The organism is Aeromonas rivuli (assembly GCF_020149575.1).
GTDB classification, from domain to species: Bacteria; Pseudomonadota; Gammaproteobacteria; order Enterobacterales; family Aeromonadaceae; genus Aeromonas; species Aeromonas rivuli.
In genome coordinates this window covers 2779966-2802024 of record NZ_CP079742.1, presented here as the reverse complement: position 1 = coordinate 2802024, position 22059 = coordinate 2779966, and the positions used below count along the sequence as shown (strand labels likewise).

The 22059-nt window shown below is 62.4% G+C and carries 24 protein-coding genes; 11 read left to right on the top strand and 13 right to left on the bottom strand.

Annotated features, from left to right (window positions below):
• Positions 1–7: 7 nt before the first annotated feature.
• Positions 8–2074 (bottom strand): putative bifunctional diguanylate cyclase/phosphodiesterase, encoded by a 2067-nt coding sequence (locus KYK33_RS12910; RefSeq protein ID WP_224430781.1) that lies wholly within the window; start codon positions 2072–2074, stop codon positions 8–10.
• 435 nt (positions 2075–2509) lie between these two features.
• Here KYK33_RS12910 and KYK33_RS12905 point away from each other — a divergent pair, with 435 nt between their 5' ends.
• From KYK33_RS12905 to KYK33_RS12890, 4 genes are all read left to right on the top strand, one after another.
• Positions 2510–2890, top strand: a complete 381-nt coding sequence (locus KYK33_RS12905; protein ID WP_224430780.1) for a VOC family protein — start codon at positions 2510–2512, stop codon at positions 2888–2890.
• Positions 2891–3096: 206 nt separating this feature from the next.
• Positions 3097–3402 (top strand): hypothetical protein, encoded by a 306-nt coding sequence (locus KYK33_RS12900; RefSeq protein WP_224430779.1) that lies wholly within the window; start codon positions 3097–3099, stop codon positions 3400–3402.
• Between the two features lie 36 nt (positions 3403–3438).
• Positions 3439–3981 carry a DUF4823 domain-containing protein gene (locus tag KYK33_RS12895; protein ID WP_224430778.1) on the top strand — a complete coding sequence of 181 codons (543 nt, stop codon included), beginning with the start codon at positions 3439–3441 and terminating at the stop codon, positions 3979–3981.
• 130 nt (positions 3982–4111) lie between these two features.
• Entirely contained in the window at positions 4112–4357 is a 246-nt protein-coding gene (locus KYK33_RS12890) for a DUF1272 domain-containing protein (protein ID WP_224430777.1), read from the top strand.
• A 3-nt stretch (positions 4358–4360) separates the two neighbouring features.
• Here the strand turns inward: KYK33_RS12890 and KYK33_RS12885 are convergent, their stop codons facing one another.
• Together KYK33_RS12885 and gdhA are read right to left on the bottom strand one after the other, a co-directional pair.
• A complete protein-coding gene (locus tag KYK33_RS12885; RefSeq protein ID WP_224430776.1) occupies positions 4361–5038 on the bottom strand; it encodes an HNH endonuclease in 678 nt (225 codons plus the stop codon).
• Between the two features lie 411 nt (positions 5039–5449).
• On the bottom strand, positions 5450–6811 hold the full coding sequence (gene gdhA, locus KYK33_RS12880; RefSeq protein WP_224430775.1) for an NADP-specific glutamate dehydrogenase: 1362 nt from the start codon (positions 6809–6811) through the stop codon (positions 5450–5452).
• 644 nt (positions 6812–7455) lie between these two features.
• On the opposite strand from gdhA, the gene rluF reads away from it, so the two are divergent.
• Positions 7456–8451, top strand: coding sequence for a 23S rRNA pseudouridine(2604) synthase RluF (gene rluF, locus KYK33_RS12875; protein ID WP_224430774.1), 996 nt, complete (start codon positions 7456–7458; stop codon positions 8449–8451).
• 43 nt (positions 8452–8494) lie between these two features.
• On the opposite strand, the gene KYK33_RS12870 is transcribed toward rluF, so the two are convergent.
• Positions 8495–9739, bottom strand: a complete 1245-nt coding sequence (locus tag KYK33_RS12870; RefSeq protein WP_224430773.1) for an MFS transporter — start codon at positions 9737–9739, stop codon at positions 8495–8497.
• Positions 9732–10208, bottom strand: a complete 477-nt coding sequence (locus KYK33_RS12865; RefSeq protein WP_224430772.1) for a nucleoside deaminase — start codon at positions 10206–10208, stop codon at positions 9732–9734. Before KYK33_RS12865 ends, KYK33_RS12870 begins: the two co-directional genes overlap by 8 nt.
• 106 nt (positions 10209–10314) lie before the next feature.
• Here KYK33_RS12865 and KYK33_RS12860 point away from each other — a divergent pair, with 106 nt between their 5' ends.
• A complete protein-coding gene (locus tag KYK33_RS12860) occupies positions 10315–11166 on the top strand; it encodes a LysR family transcriptional regulator (RefSeq protein WP_042043411.1) in 852 nt (283 codons plus the stop codon).
• A 3-nt stretch (positions 11167–11169) separates the two neighbouring features.
• Here KYK33_RS12860 and KYK33_RS12855 read toward each other — a convergent pair whose 3' ends face one another.
• From KYK33_RS12855 to KYK33_RS12840, 4 genes are all read right to left on the bottom strand, one after another.
• Positions 11170–11637: a GyrI-like domain-containing protein gene (locus tag KYK33_RS12855; protein ID WP_224430771.1), complete on the bottom strand. Its 468-nt coding sequence runs from the start codon at positions 11635–11637 to the stop codon at positions 11170–11172.
• Between the two features lie 54 nt (positions 11638–11691).
• Positions 11692–11847 (bottom strand): pleiotropic regulatory protein RsmS, encoded by a 156-nt coding sequence (gene rsmS, locus KYK33_RS12850; protein ID WP_224430770.1) that lies wholly within the window; start codon positions 11845–11847, stop codon positions 11692–11694.
• Between the two features lie 82 nt (positions 11848–11929).
• Positions 11930–12397, bottom strand: coding sequence for an acyl-CoA thioesterase (locus tag KYK33_RS12845; protein WP_042043416.1), 468 nt, complete (start codon positions 12395–12397; stop codon positions 11930–11932).
• A 47-nt stretch (positions 12398–12444) separates the two neighbouring features.
• A complete protein-coding gene (locus KYK33_RS12840; RefSeq protein WP_224430769.1) occupies positions 12445–13290 on the bottom strand; it encodes a DMT family transporter in 846 nt (281 codons plus the stop codon).
• Between the two features lie 62 nt (positions 13291–13352).
• Here KYK33_RS12840 and KYK33_RS12835 point away from each other — a divergent pair, with 62 nt between their 5' ends.
• Together KYK33_RS12835 and KYK33_RS12830 are read left to right on the top strand one after the other, a co-directional pair.
• Positions 13353–14003 (top strand): tellurite resistance TerB family protein, encoded by a 651-nt coding sequence (locus tag KYK33_RS12835; RefSeq protein WP_224430768.1) that lies wholly within the window; start codon positions 13353–13355, stop codon positions 14001–14003.
• A gap of 187 nt (positions 14004–14190) precedes the next feature.
• Complete coding sequence (locus KYK33_RS12830) at positions 14191–14649, top strand: GNAT family N-acetyltransferase (protein ID WP_224430767.1); 459 nt, start codon at positions 14191–14193, stop codon at positions 14647–14649.
• 43 nt (positions 14650–14692) lie between these two features.
• On the opposite strand, the gene KYK33_RS12825 is transcribed toward KYK33_RS12830, so the two are convergent.
• Positions 14693–16120 (bottom strand): aminotransferase-like domain-containing protein, encoded by a 1428-nt coding sequence (locus KYK33_RS12825; protein ID WP_224430766.1) that lies wholly within the window; start codon positions 16118–16120, stop codon positions 14693–14695.
• A gap of 120 nt (positions 16121–16240) precedes the next feature.
• Here KYK33_RS12825 and KYK33_RS12820 point away from each other — a divergent pair, with 120 nt between their 5' ends.
• From KYK33_RS12820 to cydX, 3 genes are read left to right on the top strand one after another with little or no spacing between them, the layout of a single operon-like run.
• On the top strand, positions 16241–17812 hold the full coding sequence (locus KYK33_RS12820) for a cytochrome ubiquinol oxidase subunit I (RefSeq protein WP_224430765.1): 1572 nt from the start codon (positions 16241–16243) through the stop codon (positions 17810–17812).
• Entirely contained in the window at positions 17812–18939 is a 1128-nt protein-coding gene (cydB, locus tag KYK33_RS12815) for a cytochrome d ubiquinol oxidase subunit II (RefSeq protein WP_224430764.1), read from the top strand. Before KYK33_RS12820 ends, cydB begins: the two co-directional genes overlap by 1 nt.
• A gap of 27 nt (positions 18940–18966) precedes the next feature.
• Positions 18967–19080, top strand: a complete 114-nt coding sequence (gene cydX / locus KYK33_RS12810; protein ID WP_005310033.1) for a cytochrome bd-I oxidase subunit CydX — start codon at positions 18967–18969, stop codon at positions 19078–19080.
• Positions 19081–19152: 72 nt separating this feature from the next.
• On the opposite strand, the gene KYK33_RS12805 is transcribed toward cydX, so the two are convergent.
• The 3 genes from KYK33_RS12805 to KYK33_RS12795 all read right to left on the bottom strand — a co-directional run bounded on the left by KYK33_RS12805 (position 19153) and on the right by KYK33_RS12795 (position 21913).
• Positions 19153–20325, bottom strand: a complete 1173-nt coding sequence (locus tag KYK33_RS12805; protein ID WP_224430763.1) for an MFS transporter — start codon at positions 20323–20325, stop codon at positions 19153–19155.
• A 388-nt stretch (positions 20326–20713) separates the two neighbouring features.
• Positions 20714–21517 (bottom strand): 2,5-didehydrogluconate reductase DkgB, encoded by an 804-nt coding sequence (gene dkgB / locus KYK33_RS12800; protein WP_224430762.1) that lies wholly within the window; start codon positions 21515–21517, stop codon positions 20714–20716.
• Between the two features lie 99 nt (positions 21518–21616).
• Positions 21617–21913 carry a putative quinol monooxygenase gene (locus KYK33_RS12795; protein ID WP_224430761.1) on the bottom strand — a complete coding sequence of 99 codons (297 nt, stop codon included), beginning with the start codon at positions 21911–21913 and terminating at the stop codon, positions 21617–21619.
• Positions 21914–22059 lie beyond the last annotated feature (146 nt).

Sequence of the window (22059 nt, the reverse complement as noted above, 5' to 3'; positions counted from 1 at the left end):
CCCAGCCTCAGGCCGGGATGGCTTCGTTGGCGGCGCAGTGGGCCAGCAAGCGGTCTGCGGGCATGGGGCGGCCGAGCAGATAACCTTGCAGGGTGTCGCAGCCAAGGCGCACCAGCAGCGCCTGCTGCTGGGTCGTCTCCACCCCTTCCGCCACTATCCGCATCCCCAGGGTGTGGCCGAGGGCGATGATGGCGCTGACGATGGCGGCATCCTCTCCCGTCTGGCCGAGGGAGGTGATGAACCCCTTGTCTATCTTGAGCTCATTGGCGGGGAAGCGTTTGAGATAGAGCAGGCTGGAGTAGCCGGTGCCGAAATCATCGATGGATATTTTGACGCCCAGCTCGGCCAGCCGGTTGAGGATGAGCAGACTCTCCTCGGCATTCTCCATGGCGGTGGACTCGGTGATCTCCAGGGTCAGATGGCGGGCCTCCAGCCGGTGACGGCGCAGGGCCTCTTCGACCACCCCCAGCAATCCCGGACTGGCCAGCTGTATGGTGGAGAGGTTCACCGCCAGGCTCCACTGCTCATGGCCTGCCGCCAGCCAGCGGCTCATCTGGCGGCAGGCTTCATCGATGACCCAGTTGCCGATGGGAATGATGAGCCGGGTCTTCTCCGCCAGCGGCAGGAAAGTGGCGGGGGAGATGGCACCATGGATGGGATGCTGCCAGCGCAGCAGCGCCTCGACGCCGATCACCTGGCCCCCCTTGGCCTCGTACTTGGGTTGATAGTGTAGTGCCAGCTCGCCCCGCTCCAGGGCGTGGCTCAAATCCTGTTGCAGCAAAAACTGCTGGTGGGCATTGGCGTTCATGGCGCTGTCGAAGAAGAAGTAGTCGTTGCGGCCCCGCTCCTTGGCGTAATACATGGCGGCATCGGCATTGAGGGTCAGCTCGTGCAGGCTGGTGCCATTATCCGGATAAATGGCGATGCCGATGCTGACCGTGATGTGCAGGTGGTGGTGTTCGAGCTGATAGGGTCTGGCTATCTCGGCCAGCAGTCGCTTGGCGAACAAGCGGGTCTGGGCCATCTCTCCCGGCGCCAGGGCCAGCACGAACTCGTCCCCCCCAAAGCGCGAGGCGGTATCGCCGCTGCCGAGCAACCCCTTGATGCGTTCAGTGACGTCGAGCAGCAACAGATCGCCGGTGTGATGACCGTGGGCGTCGTTGATGATCTTGAAGCCGTCGAGATCGAGAAACAGCAGGGCGAAGCGCTGCCGACTGTGCTGGCAGCGCTTGATGCTCTGGGCCAGCCGATCGGCAAACAACAAGCGGTTTGGCAGGCGGGTCAGGCTGTCATGGAGCGCCAGCTTGACCAGTTCGTCGTGAGCCTGGTGCAAGGAGGAGGAGAGGCGGGCATTTTGCACATCCAGCATGGAGAGAATAAGAGCGATGGCAAACACCGTCAGGGTCACGATGATGACCACCAGGGCCAGCCACTTGGCATCCAGCCCGGTATAGAGGGCGCCGCACAGGCTATCGGCCGGGAACTGGGCCGCCGCCATGCCGGTGTAGTGCATGCCGATGATGGCAAATCCCATCACCAGGGAGGCGAGCGCCTTGCTGAAGAAGGCGCGCTGGGTGTGCTCTCGCAGGCGAAAGGCTATCCAGAGCGCGGCGCCGGAGGCGAGCACGGCGATGACAATAGAGAGTGCGAACAGGCTCGGCAGATAGTGAATGGCGGGGGTCATCATCATCGCCGCCATGCCGATGTAGTGCATGGCGGCGATGCCCAGCCCCATCAGGAGGGCGCCGCCAGCAATATGGCTCAAGGGCAGGGTGGCGCGGCTCACCAGCCAGAGCGCGAAGGCGGACGAGCCGATGGCCGTGATGAGGGAGAGACCGGTCAATGCCAGATCGTAACCGAGGGCGATGGGCAGCTTGAAGGCGAGCATGCCGATGAAATGCATGGACCAGATGCCAAGCCCCATGGCAAAGGCGCCCCCGGTGAGCCAGAAAGCGGCTGCGCGCCCCTGACTCTGGCTGACCCGGCTCGTCATGTTCAGCGCCGTATAGGAGGCGAGCACCGCCACCAGGATGGAGAAAAAGACCAGTTCCTGGCTGTAATAACTGTCGAGCATGGGAGGCGTCATGAGCACGTCTAATAACCCTGGGATGAATAGCCGGCCTGAGCCATGGCAAAGGTGATCTGGCAAATTGGGCGGCGATTGTACACCAGGCCGGGTATAAATCAGCGAGATATAGAGGCGGAGAGTGACTTTAAAGCATATTTCGGAAGGTATTGCATATCTAGTTGATATTAATGACATTTAATATTCATTATCACCACATTTACATGGCTTTTTATATTTGGCAGTGGCACTGCTGGTTGCTGGGTTCCAAATATTCCCACTGGAAATAAATGGTTATTGCGCTGCGCTCACTCTTTGGTGACAAATAGATAGGCCGACGCGCTGCGCCGTTATTTCAGTCTCGGCGTCGATTGTGAGCTGACGCCGGGATTGCGGAGTCGTTATGATGGCAGGGGGTGTAACCGGAGCAGACAAGGAGTCATCATGATCAGTCACATCGACCATCTGGTATTGACGGTCAGCGACATAGACGCGTCCCTCGCCTTTTACAGCCGGGCGTTGCAGATGGAAGCCATCACCTTTGGTGCGGGACGGCGAGCGCTGCGCTTTGGCAACCAGAAGATCAATTTACAGCTGCTGGGGCAGGAGCCGCGCAACCGGGCACAGGTAGGTTCGGGGGATCTCTGCCTCATCAGCCAATGGCCCCTTGGCGAGGTGATGCGCCATCTGAGTGAGCAGGGGATCCCTCTGATTGAGGGGCCGGTGACCAAGTCCGGTGCCATGGGAGAGATCTGTTCAGTCTATTTCCTCGACCCCGATGCCAACCTGATCGAAGTGAGCGTCTATCCTGAGTCTCGGAACTAATGGGCGCACAGTGACGCGTGTTGCCCGAGTGTCATGCACAAGGAGGTGAGGGTGGATCCGGTCAGTTATCTGTTTTCGGCGTATCTCAATCTGGTGCAGCAGCTGACCGATAGCATGGGAACCGAACTCAATACTCAGGTAGTGGAATATCAAGGGGAGCAGGTGCCCTTCTCCTACCTGTGCGTTGGCGGGTCAATGAGCAGAGCGTGTGCCGCCGCTACGAGCAGGATGTGGTGCGGTTTAGCCAGTGCACCGTCAAGGCGGCCTCGCTCTTTGGCGAGCGTTGTCAGACGCTGACAGCCAAACAGGACGCGGTCAGCCCCAACATCAAGCGGATCTATTGCCACGCCGCCCTGAATGACAAACCCATGATCGCCGAGATTGGTCGCGCCAGTACCACGTCAGAGCAAGCGGCAGAGCGCGCCTGCAATCAGGCAATCCTCGTGGCCATGAACTCTGCGGATGAGCGACTGCTGGCTCGACGCGACACGTTATGTGACGGTATTGAGTAGCTAACAGACATCATCAATGATGGCCAAGGAGGCGTGATGAGGCAGATTGCGAACAATATTGGGTGCTGGCTTGCCTTGGTGTGGGTCGGCCAACTGCTTACGGGATGTGCCGACAGCCATCAGGTGCACCTCTCCCCAGAGCTGCCATCTCCCAGGATCCAGGCCGGGCAGAGCCTCTATGTGGCCCTCGCCAGAGATGGCGCTTATGGAGAGCACCATTACCCGGGCTCCGGTCTGATGTTGAGTCAGGCGATAGCCACGCCGCTGCTCAAGCGGCTAACCCGGGTCGAGTTGGCGCGTCATACAGAGAACCTGAATGAAGCCCTGTCTAGTGCCCGAAAGGGGGGATATGACCTGCTCTGCTACCCCCAGATCCTGCACTGGGAAGACAGGGCTACCGAGTGGTCCGCCCGCTCCGACAAGGTGACCGTCAAACTGACCCTGTTCGAGGTGGCCAGTGCCAATGCGCTGCATTCGGCCCTGATTGAAGGCCAGAGCGGCCTCGCTACTTTTGGGGGGGATCATCCCCAGGATCTCTTGCCCGCGCCCCTTGAGGCGTTTACAGACAGCCTGTTCTGAGGAGGCTCCCTGCCTCCTTCATCGGACGTTCGCCTGATATCCTGTCCGGCGGTGATGGGATTGAATCGATACACATGAAGCCATAGCCCTTAGCAACCAGTCGCCCTCAAGGGGTGGCTCAGGAGTCAAGATGCTGGAACTGAGACCCAACTGTGAGTGCTGCGATCGGGATTTGCCCCCTGAGTCGGATCAGGCGCTGATTTGCAGCTATGAATGTACCTTCTGCGCCTCCTGCGCCGAGCAGCAGCTTGGGGGGATCTGCCCCAACTGTGGCGGCAACCTGGTGGCACGGCCTATTCGCCCGGCGGCGCGGCTGCTCAAAGACCCAGCCTCCAGTCGGCGAGTGCTCAAGGCCACCGGCTGCGCCAAGCTATAAGCTTTATTCCCGTACTAACCGGGGAAACTTGTGGTAGAGCGCCTCTTTTAACGCAACCTGCTGCAGGCCATAGTGAAAGGCACGGTGGCAGTTGGGGCACAGTGCCACCGTATTGCTGACGGTGTCTGAGCCGCCCTCTGCCAAGGTGCGCAGGTGATGCACCTCCAAGAAGGGCTCACCGATGGCGCTGATAAAGGGAGCCTGCTGGCCGCACGATTCGCACTGGCCGTCAGCCATCCTGAGTATCCAGGCTTTCACCCTGGGATCACGACCATGGTGGGCTATGGTGTCATAGCGCTGTTTGGGTTCTTGGGTACCGCCGGGCATGGTCCGCAGTGGCTTTGTCTTGCTGTGGATGACTTCGAGTTCGAAGGTAGCCTGCCTCCTGTTAGCTTGGCCGCTCAGTTCACAGAGCAGGCGTTCGATGATAGGGGCATTGTGAGATCCCACATTCTTGGCAGGTTTTAACCCCGTGACCCAAGGGCGGCCCAGCAAGGCGCAGATATAAGAGATATTCTGCATGCGATATTCAAACGACTTTTGAGTGCGGTTGAATTGGTCAGCGAGATCCGCGTAATAGTGTTTTTTAACAAAATGGGTTCCATTTAACTCTTTATCGCGCATTTCAAGGTAAGCCACGACTGTTGCTGTTAACTCTTCTTCTGTCCAATCACGGTTCAAATCAGACTCCTCTCATCGGGCTAGATGAACCCATCTTCTGCTCCGTGTCGATGGGGCAGGTAAGGTTTCATTCGGTTCATATTATTCTGATTCGCATATTAAGCCAAATGAACCCTATCTTCAGCCAGTAGAGGGGGTTAATAGGCGTGATTTCGATAAATTTGTGTAAATAAATCAGAATACTAAGCTTGGTTTTCCCCGATTTTTAATAAAGTGTCCGACAGGCATCTGACACGACAAGTGCAGAGAAGGGTGAGGTAATCCGATTGGCTATTTTCAATGCGGTGATGAGACATAAAGACAATCGAGATAATGGGGTATCACCAGTCGGTGACTATCTTTAACCGATGATAAAAAACGCGGCAGCCCAAGGGCTGCCGCGTTGTTCATTTTGTCCGGCCATGGTCTCTGTCAGCAGACCCCTTGCGCCAGCATGGCGTCGGCGACCTTGACGAAGCCGGCGATATTGGCGCCGCTCTCGTAGTTCACGTGGGCCTCGTCATCCTGGCCCTGTCCATGTTGGCCATAGCGCACGCAGGTGGCGTGAATGCTGGTCATGATCTCCTTGAGGCGCGCATCGACCTCGTCCCGGCTCCAGCCGAGGCGCTGGGCGTTCTGGCTCATCTCCAGACCCGAAGTGGCCACGCCCCCCGCGTTGGCCGCCTTGCCCGGGGCAAACAGTACCCTGGCCTCATGGAAGAGCTGAATGGCGGCAGCGCTGCTTGGCATGTTGGCGCCCTCCGCCACCAGCTGCACACCGTTGGTGATGAGGGTTGCGGCATCCTCTTCCCCCAACTCGTTCTGGGTGGCGCAGGGCAGGGCGACCTGAGTCGGCAAGTGCCAGGGGGAGCGGCCGGTGAAGAACTCCAGCCCCAGCTCGTGGGCGTAATCGGCGACCCGCTTGCGCTGCTCGTTCTTGAGCGCCATCAGGCGGGCCAGTTTCTCGGGGGTGAAGCCGTCGGGATCAAAGACGGTGCCGCCGGAGTCAGAGGCGGTGATGACCCGGGCGCCGAGCGCCATCGCCTTCTCGATGGCGTATTGCGCCACGTTGCCGGAACCCGATACCGAGACCGTCATGCCTGCGAGGGATTGTCCACGATTGGCCAGCATGGCTTGGGCGAAGTAGAGCAGGCCGTAGCCGGTGGCTTCCGGGCGAATGAGGCTGCCGCCAAAGGAGAGTCCCTTGCCGGTGAAGACGCACTCGGCGCTGTTGGTGAGCTTCTTCATCATGCCCGCCATGTAACTCACCTCGCGCCCGCCCACCCCGATGTCACCGGCTGGCACATCGGTGTTGGCGCCCAGGTGGCGATAGAGTTCCAGCATCAGCGCCTGGCAAAAACGCATCACTTCTCCCTCGCTCTTGCCCTTGGGATCGAAATCACTGCCGCCCTTGCCGCCGCCCATGGGCAGGGTAGTGAGGGCATTCTTGAAGGTCTGCTCGAAGGCGAGGAACTTGAGCACCGAGAGATCCACCGAGGGGTGGAAGCGCATGCCCCCCTTGAAGGGGCCGATGGCCGAGTTGTGCTGGATACGATAACCACGGTTGACCCGCACCTGACCCCGATCATCCACCCAACTCACTCGAAACTGGATCAGGCGCTCCGGCTCTACCAGCCGCTCCAACAGGCCGTGCTGCAAATAGTGGGGGTGACGTTCGATGAAGGGCCAGATGGAGGCAACCACCTCACTCACGGCTTGGATGAACTCGGGTTGGTGGGGGTTGCGGTTGGCCAGCTGGGCCAGGAAATCCGTCTGGGAAAGGGAATGGCTCATCGGTAACTCCTGTATGGGATGATGAAATAGGCGTCTGTCAGAAAGCGAGTCAGGCCCCGCATGAAAGGTTATTTTTTAATTGGTAGTCAGTGCGGGTAAATATTCGAATCCATGGCCTGTTTTAAAAATAATATTTTATTTAGACCCGAAGCCACGGCGATCGTGGCGCTTACAGCAAGATAATTCGCGTGAACGAAAATCTTTTTATGCATTTTTGATTAATAAATAGCAAGTTTTTGTTGGTGCCAAGTGACACAGGGGCAAGCTGGCTGCATAGCCAGTGAATGGGTCTCGTGCGAGGAGTGCGGGCAAGGTCGTCGGCCTGTAGCGCGTCTTGATGTGCCCATTGTTGGCCGCACTCTGTGCTCCGCTGAATGTGGGAGTGGGTACTTGTGCCGTTGCGGGCCTCATATCGGGCCTTGCGATCGCGTTATTGGGGAGGGCGGGGGAGAAGTATCCGGCGAATGGATCGGGGCAATATGCTACTGTAGCGGCGCTTTTTTGAAGAATGCGCAGGCTTTGACCCTTTTGAAGACGCTTTTTTGCAGATGCTTTTTGTAGATGGAACAGTATGCAGACTAACCCGATGACATGGCTGACTCAGCCGACAACCCTCCTCAACCCCATATTCTGGCAGGTGACCCATGCTGGCTGATGAATCCATGCGCCTGAACAAATACATCAGCGAGAGCGGCATCTGCTCCCGTCGTGAGGCCGATCGCTTCATCGAGCAGGGCCAGGTCTTCATCAATGGCAAGCGGGCCGGGATCGGCGATCAGGTGTTTGCCGGGGATCGGGTCTTGGTCAACGGTCAGGTGATCGAGGCGCGCGAAGCCGATAGCCTGGTGTTCATCGTGCTCAACAAGCCGGTGGGCATCGTCTCCACCACGGAGGCGGGGGAGAAGGATAACATCGTCGACTTCGTCAACCACAGCACCCGTATCTTCCCCATAGGCCGACTCGACAAGGACTCCCAGGGGCTCATCTTCCTGACCAACCACGGGGATCTGGTCAACAAGATCCTGCGGGCGGGCAACGATCACGAGAAAGAGTACTTGGTGACCGTCGACAAGCCGGTGACCGATGAGTTTATCCGGGGCATGGGGGCCGGGGTGCCGATCCTCGGTGCCGTCACCAAGAAGTGCAAGGTGAAGCGAGAGGCTCCCTTCGTGTTCCGCATCACCCTGGTGCAGGGGCTCAATCGCCAGATCCGCCGCATGTGCGAGCACTTCGGCTTCGAGGTCACCAAGCTAGAACGCATCCGCATCATGAACGTCAGCCTCAAGGGGCTGCCGGTGGGGGAGTGGCGCGATCTTACCGACGACGAGCTGATCGAGCTGTTCAAGCTCATTGAAGACTCCTCCTCCGAGGTGAAACCGGCCAAGGGGGAGAAGCCCAAGACCCCGGCGGCGCAAACCGCCAAACCGGCCCAGGGCAAGAAGCCGCGCCGGGACGATGACCACGAGATTGGCGGCCGCCCCAATGTGCCGGGCCCCTCGGCGTTTGAGAACAAGAGCCCAGCGGGCAAGGTCGCGGCCGGTAAAGGCGCCGCTGGCAAGGGCGCTCCGGCCAAGGGCGGCAAACCGGCTGCGGGCAAACCGCGTTCCCCCCAGGCTGGACGGCAGAAGAAGGGGCGCTAAGCTCGCCCCTCATCCCATAGTGATCCCTCCCAATACACCGGCCTCAGGCCGGTGTATTGCTATGTGCGGGCAGCGGGGCCGGGGCATCACTCTCGGGCACTGCGGGCAGTCGCATCGCGCTCGGGTAGTGCAAGGGGTTGAGGCGCAGCACCAACAGGCTCATCAGCGCCAATCCGCCGAGCTGCCACTGCCAGGCGGCGGCGAAGTCACCGCTCAAGTGGTGCAGGCGCGCCGCCACCCAGGGGCCTGTGGCCGCCAAGATGAAGCCAAATCCCTGCATCAGGGCGCTCAGGCTACCGGCGCGTCTGGGGTCTGGCAGGTGATCGAGCGCTATCACCATGATGAGGGAGAAGCTGCCGCCGAGGCCTGCGCCGCACAGCAGGCACCAGAGGATGGGGGCGGCCTCCGGGGCGAGCCAGAGGCCGCCAAATCCCGCGACCTGCAACAAGATGGCGAGCCCCATCCAGGGGCGCCTGTCCTCCTTGCGCGCCGCCAGCATGGGCAGGCCGAGACCACTCAGGGTCTGGGCCAGTGCCAGCCAGGCGACCAGTTCTCCCCCTTGCTGGGCACTCAGGCCCTGCGCCATGTAGGCCGGTGCCAGCCAGGCCACGACGATGCCATAGCCGCTGTTGATGATGCCAAAGCAGCCGATCAGCAGCCAGCTGCGGGGCAGGCCTATCAATCGCGGCTCCCCCGGTGGTGGCAGGGCCTTGTCCACCACAGGTAATCGTACCCGCCAGCCGAGCCAGATCAGCGCCAGCAGCACCGGCAGGCTCCACAGGGCGAGCACCCGCGACCAGTCCAGCTGGCTCGCGAGTTGGGGGCTGAGGATGGCGCCCAGTGCCCCGCCCCCCATCATGCAGGCAGAAAAAATCCCCATCACCAGCGGGACCCGCTGGGCGAAGGCCCCCTTGATGAGACCGGGCAACACCCCCTGCACCAGGGCCGAGCCGAGGCCACAGAGGGCGGCGCTGGCGATGAGCAGGGCGCCGCTGCTCACATCGAAGCGCAGGGCGCTGCCGAGAGCCAGCAACAGCAACGCCGTGGCCAGCAGCTGGCGCGGGCTGGCCAGGCGCAGCAGGGCCGGAGTGAACAGCACACCGACCCCGATCAGCAGCAGTGGCAGCAGGGTCACCCAGGCGAGGTTGTCCATGCCAAGCGCGAGACGCCCGTCGATCCGCTCCGCCAGCGGCCCGATGGCGGTGAGGAAGGGGCGCAGGTTGATGCCAATCAGCATCACCAGCACCAGCAGGGCACCGCGGCCTTCCTGAATAGATGGCTTACTCATCGGCGTCAGGGCCGTAGAGGGCGGCGGCACTGATGGGGCTCGGCAGCTTGATGAGCGGTAGCGGCGGGGGCGACAGGAGGATCCTCAGCCGGGCGTAGCTGGCGGCGCTGTCAAAGCCGAAGGGGGCCGCATCCTGATTGTCGAAGGCGTAGTAGACGGCGCTGATGCCGTTCATCACCAACGCACAGAGGCACATGGGGCAGGGGTGGCCGCTGGCGTAGATCACGGCGCCCTTGAGGGCGCCGTGCTGGCTGGCGGTGCGCAGCGCTTCGAGTTCGGCATGGCGGGTGGGATCCCCGGCCAGGTGCATCAGATTGACGGCGCTGGCCAGCAGTTGACCATCGCGTACCAGCAGGGCCGCGAAGGGGCGCCCCCCCTGGCGTCGGTGATCAAGGGCAAGTTCGACCGTTTGTACCAGCCAGGCTTGATGGGTCGCCAGGGAGCCATCGGGTGTGGAAGTGTCAGTCATATGGAGTGGCCGCTTGTGGAGTCTGGTGACAGGCTAGCCGCTCGCGCTATTATGGGGAAATTAAATGATTCAATGCCAATCAGTAATTTTTCAAATGGAGTCACCCATGCTGGATCCCCAATTGCTGCGCAGCTTCGTTGCCATCGTCGATACCGGCAGTTTCACCCGCGCCGGTGAACGGGTTCATCTGACCCAATCCACCATCAGCCAGCAGATGCGGCGACTCGAGACTCAACTCGGTTGCGCCTTGTTGGACAGGCGTGGCGGTCAGGTCACGGCGACGGCTCAGGGGGAGACCCTGCTTGGCACGGCGCGGCGCATCCTGAATCTGCTCGCCCAGGCGGAGCAACAGGTGGCAGAGGCGAGCCAGCAGCTCACGCTGGGAGTGCCGGAAGATTTTGCCGCAGGCGCCATGACCCGGGTGTTGGCCCGCTTCGCTCGGGACTATCCCCAGGTGCGGCTCGAGGTGATGAGCGGACTCAGCCATGAGCTGTGGCAGCGCTTTGCCGCAGGGGAGCTGGATCTGGCGCTGGTCAAGCAGAGGCGGGGCCAGGGCCAACCCAGGGCAATCTGGCCCGAACCGATCGCCTGGGTCGACAGCCGCGACTGGCCTGCGGCAGGACGGGATCCCCTGCCGTTGGTGGCCTTTCCAAGCGCAGGACTCTATCGCGACGAGATGACGGCGGCGCTGGACGCCATGGGGCTGCGCTGGCGCATTGCCTATGTCAGTGCCAGCCTGGCCAGCTTGCAGGGGGCGGTGAGCGCCGGGATCGGGGTCAGTTTGTTACCCCAACGGCTGTTGCAGGAGGGGCAGGTTAGCCTGAGTGACTGGCCCGCCCTCGCCCCGGTCGAACTGGCCCTGCATGTGAGCCGTGAGCGGGGCGAGCCCCTGGCCCGGCTCGCCGAGGCGCTGATCACCCTGTGCGATGAGGTGATGACTGTGGATGACCGGCATTGAGGCTCAGGCCAGTTGTTGACGCGGCACCACGGCGAGCCAGATCTCCATCTCGCCGATGCCGTTGATGCCATCAAACTGCGGGGAATAGCGCTCGAAATCGGGTTTATGGGCTGATTGATATTGAGACGCTGCCAGCCAGGCCAGCGCCTCTTGCCAGCGGGCAGGCAGGGCGCTGACATGGCCCTGATGGCAGAATACCGCGTAGGTCTGGGCCTCGATCCGCATCCGCCCCAGCCCCGCGGGCAGCGCCGCCAGGCTGGCCACTTCCAGGGCGCACATATATTCGAAACGGCTGTCATCGCCCCCGCACATCACCCCGTAGGCATATTCACCGAGTTGGCCGGGCAGGGGCCAGAGCTGACCGGCATCCCGCCATTGGCGCCCAATGTCTGCACTGGCTGCGTCGTGCTGACGGCGCAGGCCGCCGAGCAACATAGGACGGCCTTGTTCGAAACGCTGGGGTTGGCTCATGCTGCGCTTCCTCGACGGGAATGGGGGCGGTCTCGGGCTAAAACCGTCTTGGGATTAGTGCTCGGCCCCTGCGGCCAGCTTGCGCTCATAGTCCTGACGGACGATGGCGAGCGCCGCCAGGGCCAGGGCGGGGGCTATCTTGTTGGTTTCCAGCAGCTCGATCAGATCGACGGCGAGCTGCACCTCTGCGGGGGCACTTTCCAGGGACATCTTGGTTTCTCGAATAGAAGGGACCCGCCATTATACAGCCCGGAGCGACGGATACACGCCCCGCTGGCCGGGGCGCATGCTGTCACATGTGCTGACGCATCTCCTTGTCGAGCTCTTCACGCAGGGCCATCAGCTTCTTGGCGTACTGCTGCAAGCGTAGATCCTGCTCGCTCACCGGCTGCCACTGGGGCACGGGGCTCGGCTTGCCGTGCTCATCCATGGCCACGAAGATGATGATGCAGTGGGTGGTCTTGTGGCGAGCCGGGTCGGTGGGGTGGCGGCTATAGACATCCACGGCCAGGTGCATGCTGGTGGTACCTGTGTGGATCACCTTGGCATGGACCTCGACCAGCTGGCCTATCTGGATGGGACGCAAGAAGCGAATGCCCCCCACATAGACGGTGACGGCATAGCCGCCACACCAGCCGGCGGCGCAGGCGTAGCCGGCCTGATCGATCCACTTCATCACCATGCCGCCATGGACTTTGCCACCGAAGTTGACGTCGGCGGGCTCGGCGAGAAATTGCAGGGTCAGTTCACGGGCACTCATGGCACTTCCTTATCTCGTATGCTACCCGGGGCGTAGTGTGCACCGGATCATTGGGATTGAGAGGGCCGTCCCCATATGACCAGGGCGATGCCCCCCAAGATGGCTATGGATGACAATAACAGCCGCATTGACCATGACTCATCCAACCAGATGAGCCCGCCGAGGGCGGCGAGCAGAGGCACCAGCAGCTGGACGCTGGCGGCCAGGGTGCGGCCCAGCTGGGGCAGCACCCGATACCAGAGTGCATAGCCGAGCCCGGAGGCCAGCGCCCCGGAGGCCAGGGCGTAGCCGATGGCCAGCGGGCTGGCCTCAAGGTGCCCCAGCCACAGGTAGAGCAGGGCCGCCGGCAGACTGGCGCGCAGGAAGTGGCCGGCATTGGCGGCGATGGGATCGGCAAAGCGTGAGGCCCGCAGGGTGTAGCAGGCCCAGGCGATGCCAGCGGCTATCATCAAAGCCGCCCCCAGAGGATCCGGCGCCGTGATGCCGGGCAGCAGTAGCAGGATCAGTCCCGCCATGGCGAGCAGCAAGCCGGCCCACTGGCGAGGGGGCAGGCGTTCACCGCGCAGCAGGGGCGGGGCCAGCATGCTGAGCTGCACGGCGGCAAACAGCAGCAGGGCGCCGGTGCCCGTGGTCAGGGTCAGGTAGGCAAAAGAGAAGGCCGCGCCATAGCCGATGAGGGCCAGGGCGCCCCCCCAGTCCCCCTGGCGGGGCTGTGGGGGACGACGGAGCGCACAGAGCAGCAGCAACATCAGGGCGCCGCTGGTCAGGCGCAGCAGGGTGAACAGCGCCGGATCCATCCGCTCGTCGAACAGGGCAAGGCGGCAGAGCAGCGAATTGGCTGCGAACGCCATCAGCGTCAACAGGGTCAGCAGCAGCAGGCGTGGCAGTGGCATTTATTCACCTTGAGTTCAGTGGACGCGACCCAGCATGGGTCACTATGCAACGAGGAGGGCCTATGAAACAAATACTCGATCAACTGCTGGGCAGCGGCAAGAGCTGGCTGAACGATGGCGGTGACAGCCGCAAGGCGCAGATGAAGGGCATGGCGCAAGGTGGCCTGGCCGCCGGGGCCATGGCCTTGTTGCTGGGTAACAAGAAGATCCGCAAATATGGCGGCAAGGTGGCGGCGGTGGGCGGCGCGGCGGCCCTCGGCGGCCTCGCCTACAAGCTCTATCAGGATTGGCAGGCCCAGCAGGGCGGGGCTGCGCAACCGACCCAGCCACTGGACAGCCTGCAGGGCCAGGCGCTGGATGCCCGCGCCACCTTGCTGGTGCGCGCCATGGTGGCGGCGGCCAGGGCTGACGGTCACATCGACGACGCCGAGCGCCAGAAGATCCAGCAGTATCTGACCGAGCAGGGTCAGAGCGATGCGGCGCGCTGGATTGACGCCGAACTGGCGCGCCCTCTCGACCCGCAAGCGCTGGCACGGGAAGTGACCGACATGGAGCAGGCCACCGAGGTCTACCTCGCCTCCCTGCTCACCATAGAGGCGGATCACTTCATGGAGCGCGGCTATCTGGACGAGCTGGCGCGGGCCCTCAAGCTCGATGCCAACCTCAAGGGCAGCATAGAGCGACAGGTGGCCCAGCTGGGAGCCCCGAGCTGACCGTTGGCAAATAGCGGGATAGTCGATAACGCCCCAATCACGGGGCGTTATGTTTTGTGCTTGCCTGGCGGCACTGCCCATTTGGGATGCGATTGACCCTTTTTGTTGTGGCTGACTCCCCCTATGATTGGCCTTTCTCCAGAGATCGCAGGGGATGAATGTGTCACTCACCGGCAAGGAGCCATCATTGAAAATACGCAAGGCAACCGCGCGCGATATCGACGCCCTCGCGGAACTGAATCGGCAAATATGCGTGATGCACTTTGAACATGTCCCCGAGGTGTTTTGTGGCCCCTCTGCGGAGGACCGCGACTTTCTGCTCGCCGCCATCGGCAGCGAAGAGCGGCTGTTTTGTGTGGCGGTGGAGCATGCTCAGGTGCTGGGGTTTCTGGTGGCAAGAATTGACATCAATGAAGCCATTCCCTTTATCAGCAAGCTCCCCATCTGTCGTATCACCACAGTGGTGGTCGATGAGCAGCACAGATCCGGCGGCATCGGCAAGGCATTGATCGCCCATTGCGATCAGTGGGCCAAGGCCCAGAATGCGAGCCAAATCCGGCTGGAGGTGATGTCCTTCAACGACAGGGCCAGGTCGTTTTATGAATCCCTGGGTTTCACCCGTCAGTCCGAAATTTACGCCCGATAAGCGCTCCTCCCCTCAGGAGACAAGGCCCCGTCATGGGGCCTTGTTATGTCCGGCTTTCATGGCGACCGAGCTGCCGGTGGATGAGCGCCGCCAACCGGCTGAGCGCGGCCTCCAATTCGGGGCTCCAGGGATGGGAGCTGTTGAGACGCAGGCAGTGGTTGTACTGACCCTGGCTGGAGAACAGCGCCCCCGGCGCCAGCGAGAAACCGCAGGCCAGCGCCTGGGCATGCAGCGCCCGGCTGTCGAGCCGAGCATCAAATTCCAGCCAGAGGAAGTAGCCGCCATCCGGGGTCGAGATGCGCACCTCCTCCGGGAAGAGGCGCAGCAGGGCCGCCCGCATCTGCTGCTGGCGCTGGGCCAGGGTGTGGCGCAGGCGGCGAAAGTGGGCATCCACCCCGCCCTGGCGCAGCATGTCGGCCAGCGCCAGCTGGCTCGGCACATTGGTCGACAGGGTCGACATCAGTTGCAGCCGCTGGATGCGCTCGGCATGGGGCCCTGCCACCACCCAGCCGACCCGAAAGCCCGGCGCCAGACACTTGGTCCAGGAGCCGCACAGCAGGCTGTCGCCCCGGGCGTCCCAGAGCTTGATGGGCCTGGGGCGATCGCGGCCAACATAGAGCTCGGCGTAGACGTCGTCCTCCACCAGGGGCACCTCATGGCGGTTGAGCAGTTGCATCAGCCCCTGCTTGTGGCCATCCGGCATGGTGTGGCCGAGGGGGTGCTGGACGTTGCCCATCAGCCAGCACGCCTTGATGGGGCGCTGGGCGAGCGCCTCGGCCAGCAGGGCGAGATCGATGCCGACCCCGGGGATCACCGGGATCTCCACCACGTTGAGTTTCAAGCGCTCGATGGCTTGCAGGGCGCCGTAGAAGGTGGGGGACTCCACCACCACCCAGTCCCCCGGCTCGGTCAGCACCTGCAGGCTGAGGGATAGCGCCTCCATGGCGCCTGTGGTGATGATGATCTGCTGGGGATCCACCGCCAGGCCGTCGCTGGCATAACGCTGGGCGATGGCGCGGCGCAGCGCCTCGTTGCCGGGGGGCAGATCTGCCACCGTGCTGAAGGGGTCGAGGCGGCGCATGCAGCTCGCCAGGGCCCGGCCGAGCTGGGGATGAGGGAAGAGGGCGGGATCCGCCACCGCCATGCCAAGGGGCACCAGCGCCCGGGACTTGCTCGCCTGCAGCACCTCGAACACCAGATCGTTGATATCCACCGAGCCTGTGTAGTGCGCCTGTTGCGGGGCGCAGGCTCGCAGCGGTGAGGTGGCGGCCTTGACGTAGTAACCGGACTGGGGCCGCGCCAGGATGAGGCCACGGCTTTCGAGCAGCTGGTAGGCCTGCAGCACCGTCATGGGGCTGAGGGTGTGGGTCTTGCAGCTCTGGCGAATGGAGGGAATGCGCTCCCCCGGCTGCCAGAGGCCGCTCTCTATTTGTTGTTGCAGCAGGGCTGCCAGCTGGCCGTAGCGGGACATGGTGGGCTTAAACTGTTATAGGTGTATTTCACTATAACTGCATCTGTTATAGGTGTCATAGGGCGTGTTGTACTTAACGGGCGAAAAGCTGTCTGTTAAATGCAACATAGAGAGTCCTGCATGATTAACCTGGATGATGTGGTAAGCCTGTCCCGATTGCAGTTCGGGGCCACGGCCATGTTTCACTTCCTGTTTGTGCCCCTCACCCTGGGGCTGTCCTGGATCCTGGTGATCGCCGAATCCGCCTACGTGATGACCGGCAAGGTGATCTACCAGGACATCACCCGCTTCTGGGGCAAGCTGTTTGGCATCAACTTCGTGATGGGGGTGACCACGGGGATCACCCTGGAGTTTCAATTCGGCACCAACTGGGCCTACTACTCCCACTATGTCGGCGACATCTTCGGCGCCCCCTTGGCGGTGGAAGGGCTGATGGCCTTCTTCCTGGAGTCCACCCTGGTGGGCCTGTTCTTCTTCGGCTGGGACAGGCTCTCCCGTGGTCAGCACCTGATGGTGACCATGCTGGTTGCGCTCGGCTCCAACCTCTCCGCGCTCTGGATCCTCATCGCCAACGGCTGGATGCAGAACCCGGTCGGTGCCGAGTTCAACCCCATGACGATGCGCATGGAGCTAACCGATGTGACCGCCGTGCTGTTCAACCCGGTGGCCCAGGTCAAGTTCGTGCACACTGTGGCGGCGGGTTACGTGGCGGCTTCCCTGTTCGTGATGGGGATCAGCAGCTGGTATCTGCTGCGCCGGATGGAGGTGCGCTTCGCCCTGCGCTCCTTTGCCATCGCCTCCGGTTTTGGCCTGGCCGCCATCCTCTCGGTTATCGTGCTCGGGGATGAGTCCGGTTATCGCACTGGCGAGGTGCAGAAGGTCAAACTCGCCGCCATCGAGGCGGAGTGGGAGACCGAGCCCGCCCCGGCCGCCTTCACCCTGTTCGGCTGGCCCGATCAAAGCGCCGAGACCACCCACGGGGCCGTCAAGATCCCCTATCTGATGGGCATCATCGCCACCCGCTCCCTGGATGAGCAGGTGACCGGCATCAAAGATCTCAAGGCCGAGCACGAGGTGCGCATCCGCAGCGGCATGCTGGCTTATGGCGCCCTTGAGGCGCTGCGCCAGGATGGTGGCAATGGAGCCGCCCGCGCCACCTTCGAGCAGCATCGCCAGGATCTCGGCTACGGTCTGCTGCTCACCCCTCATGCCAAGGACATAGCCAAGGCGGACGAAGGGGCCATCGCGCGGGCGGTGGAGGACTCCGTGCCCCAGGTAGCACCGCTGTTCTGGAGCTTCCGGCTGATGGTGGGCATCGGGGTGGTGTTGCTCGGGCTCTTTGCCGCCGCCTTCCTGCAACTGTGTAGAGGTCGGTTGGTGCAGTCGCCGCGTCTGCTTAAGGCGCTGTTCTGGTGCATTCCGCTGCCCTGGGTCGCCATCGAGGCGGGCTGGTTCGTGGCCGAGTTTGGCCGCCAGCCCTGGACCATCAGCGAGGTGTTGCCGGTGTCGGCCTCGGTCTCCTTGCTGCAGCCGGGCCAGATCTGGTTCAGCCTCATCGCCATCAGCCTCATCTACACCAGCTTGCTGGTGGTGGAGCTGTTCTTGTTGCGTCATGTGATCCGCAAAGGGCCCGCCAGCCTGCAGACGGGTCGTTATCAAGGTGAAGTGTTGCAAAACGGGAGTGCGCTCTGATGGATTACGAAACCCTGAAAGTGATCTGGTGGGGTCTGGTGCTCTTCCTGCTCATCGGCTTCGTGGTGATGGACGGCTTCGATCTGGGGGTGGGCCTGCTGTTGCCCATCGTCGGCAAAACCGATGAGGAGCGGCGGGTGCTGCTCAACAGTGTCGGCCCGGTGTGGGAGGGCAACCAGGTGTGGCTCATCGCCGGCGCCGGTACCCTGTTCGCCGCCTGGCCCCTGGTCTATGCCGCCGCCTTCTCGGCCCTCTATGTGCCCTTCATGTTCCTGCTGTTCGGTCTCTTCCTGCGCCCGGTCGGCTTCGATTATCGCAGCAAGCTCGAATCGGCCCAGTGGCGCCGTTGGTGGGACAGGGCCCTGGTGACCGGCGCCCTGCTGCCGACTCTGGTGTTCGGCGCGACGCTGGGCTTCCTGTTGCAAGGCTTGCCGTTTCGCTTCGACTCGGCCCTTCGCATCCACTATGGCGCCTTCGATTTCAACTGGCCGCTGCTCTTCACCTGCATGGGTACGGCGCTGGCCCTGCTGATGCTGCACGGCGCCAGCTTCCTGCAGTGCAAGACCCAAGGGGTGATAGCGGAGCGCTGCGCCCGCCACAGCCTCTGGCTCGGCCCCCTGGCCAGCGGCCTGTTTGCCCTCGGCGGCGTCTGGCTCAGCCAGATGGGGGGCTACCAGATAGAGTCGATCGGCGATCTCAACGCTGCCCTCACCCCGCTGATGAAGCAGGTCACGACGGCGCCGAATGGCTGGTTTGGCAACTTCGTGGCGCACCCGGTGCTCTGGGCTGTGCCTGCCCTCGGCCTCTTGCTACCGCTCTTGAGCACGCTCGCGAGTCGTCTCGGCCTGCCGCGCCTGGCGATCATGGCCAGCGGCGGCGCCTGCGCCAGCATGATGCTGACCATCGCCATCGCCCTGTTCCCCTTCGTGCTGCCCTCGTCCCTGGATCCATCCAGCAGCCTGACCCTGTGGGACGGCACCTCCAGCGAGGGCACCCTGCTCATCATGCTGGGGATAGTGGGGGTGCTGATGCCCATCAACATCGGCTACACCCTCTGGGTCTACCGGGTGGTGCGCGGCAAGGTCAGCACGGATCAGGTTCGCCAGCATGGCCACAGCCTCTACTAACCGTCTTCACCTCAAGGGAGTTTCGATATGTGGTATTTCACCTGGATTCTGGGGCTGGGCTTTGCCCTGCTGTGCGGCCTGGTCAACCTGCTCTGGCTGGAGGCGCGCTGGGCCGCGGATGAGGATCTCAAGGAGTCTTGAGTCTCTTCGCCTTGGAAATGAAAAAGGCCGACACTGGGTGTCGGCCTTTTCGTTTTGCGTCTGCATGGCGAATTAGATGGCCAGCGCCAATTTGGCTTCGCGCTTCTCGCTTGCATGGGTGAGGCCATAGGCCAGCAGCACGATCAGCGCGCCGATCCAGGGGGTGTGCATCAGCCCAAGGTGCTCCACCACCAGGCCACCGACCACTGATCCCAGGGCTATGCCGACGTTGAAGGCGGCGATGTTGAGGCCGGAGGCCACGTCCACGGCATTGGGGGTATGGATCTCCGCCTGTTTCACCACCAGTACCTGCAGCCCAGGCACGTTGCCAAAGGCGAAGGCACCCCACACCAGCACTGTCAGCACCGCCAGCACCGGATGGGGCGCGGTGAAGGTGAGCAGCAACAAGATGAGCGCCAGCCCGGCAAACATCAGCTTCAGGGCGGGCAGGGGGCCCATCTTGTCCGCCAGCTTGCCGCCCCAGATGTTGCCGAACGCAACCGAGACTCCGTACACCAGCAGAATGAGGCTCACCGCATTGGCGCCGAAGCCGCTCACCTGTTGCAGTATGGGGGCGAGGAAGGTAAAGGCGGTGAAGGCGCCGCCGTAACCCAGGGCCGTCTTGGCGTAGACCAGCAGCAGCGGCTTCTTGGTCAGCACCGAGAGTTGCTCACGGATGCTGGAGGCAGCACCTTTGGGCAGGTTGCTCGGGATCAGCAGCAGGCTGCCCACCATGGCGATAAGGCCCAGCAGGCTCACCACCAGGAAGGTTTCGCGCCAGCCAAACTGTTGGCCAATCCAGGTGCCAAGCGGCACGCCTGTCACCAGGGCGACGGTCAGGCCGCTGAACATGATGGCGATGGCGCTCGCCGCTTTCTCTTTGGCCACCAGACCGGTGGCGATGGTGCTGCCCACCGAGAAGAAGACCCCGTGGGCCAGGCCGGTCAGGATGCGGGCGACGATCAGGCTCTCGTAACCCGGCGCCTGCCAGGCGAGCAGGTTGCCAAGGGTGAACAGCGCCATCAACCCCACCAGCAACCACTTGCGCGGCAGCTTGCCGGTCAGCGCGGTCAAGAGCGGCGCACCGATGGCGACGCCAAGGGCATAGAGGCTGACCAGCAGGCCCGCCGAGGGGAGCGAGACATGAAGCTGTTCGGCGATGGTGGGAATGAGCCCCACTATCACAAATTCGGTGGTGCCGATCGCGAAGGCACTCAGGGTGAGGGCAAATAATGCCAGTGGCATAGAAACTCCTTGGATATGGGCTCCCTATGGGAGAAGGAGGCCAGTATGCCCAAGAGCTTTGTTGGCAAAAATGACGACGACATCAAATGACTTTTGCTCAATCAGCAGCAATGAGATGCCGAGTAGCGGCGTTGGAGATAGGGAAATAGGGAAATAGGGAGATAGAGGGTGGCGCTCAGGGTGGCGGGTTACAGAAGGCAGGATGAAGAAGCGGGAGGCAGAGGGCTTTCGCCGAGTGCCTCCCGCTTGGGTGCTTATGGATAATGTCAGGGCGCGATGAGCGACATACCCCCGAGTGGAAGCAGGGGCGGGGATGCGGTGCGCCAGCTATCAGTCAGCTGCGCCCGCTTATCCCGCTCTCTGTTACCGAGAGTGGCCGTCGAGGGGGTTAATCCCAGGCCGGGGCGAAGTCCGGGTTGGCGCAGCGCTCGCCCCGATCCAGGGTGGCAATCTGGGTCATCTCGTCGCCGCTCAGCTTGAGCTCGAGGGCGGCCAGGTTGGCGGCGAGATTTTCCCGCTTGGTGGAGCTCGGGATCACCGCCATGTTCTGGGCCAGCAGCCAGGCCAGGGATACCTGGGCGGCGGAGACGCCATGGCGTGCGGCGATCTGCTGCATCAGGGGCTCGGCGAGCACCTTGCCATAGGCGAGCGGCATATAGGCGGTGATGGCGATGCCGTGCTCCTGGCAGAACTCAACCACCTTGCGGTTTTGCAGCAGGGGGTGGATCTCCACCTGCTGGTGGGCGATGGCGCCGGGCCCCAGGATCTCGATGGCCTGCTGGAGCTGGGCCACGGTGAAGTTGGACACCCCTATCTCCCGGGTCAGGCCCCGGGCCTTGGCCTCGGCGAGCTGCTCCAGATAGACCGCCATCGCCACCTCATCCTGGGGGGAGGGCCAGTGAATAAGTGCCAGATCCAGATAGTCGGTGCGCAGCTTTTCCAGGCTCAGCTCCAGGCTCGGGATCACCTTGCCCGGGCCGAACTCGCTGATCCACACCTTGGTGGTCAGGTAGATATCCTGGCGGGGCACGCCGCTTTCGCTCATCAGCTGGCCCACTTCGGCCTCGTTGTCATAGATCTGGGCGGTATCTATATGGCGATAGCCGAGATCCAGACCCTGCAGCAGGGAGTCGCGCAGGGGTTGCTCTTTCAGGCGGAAGGTCCCCAGACCCATCAGTGGCATGTTCATCATCAAATTCCTCAATTGTGTTGTGACATTCAGCCCCGCTCCTTGGCGCAATGGCGAAGGCGGGGCAAATAGTGAGATAGCAAATAGCGCGGCGCTGGGTTGTCAGGCCGTCACGGCGTGGTAACGGCGGACGGCACTGCTGGCAAACCAATGCTCAGTGTCGGCCACAAAGGCGACAAAGTGGGGCTGCTGCTGGTGGGCGTTGAGCGCGTCCTGGCTCTCCCACACTTCATACAGCATCCAGCTGTGAGTGCTGTCCAAGCTCTGATGCAACTGGTAGCTGTGGCAGCCGGGCTCTTGTACGCTCGCCGCGACCAGCGGCGTCAGGGCGGCTCGGAACTCGGCGCTGAATGCGGGCTTGGCTTCAAGCTGGGCAATGACGACGACAGCAGATGACATCCGAACCTCCTCGTGGAAACGGTGGCCAGTATGCCCGTGGCGAAATGGAGGGAACAGAGCAGCAGTCGCAAAACACTATTGATAATAAAGCATCAATAAAACGGGTTCGCGCCAAGGATTATTGAGTGACGCCCATGGGTTGATGG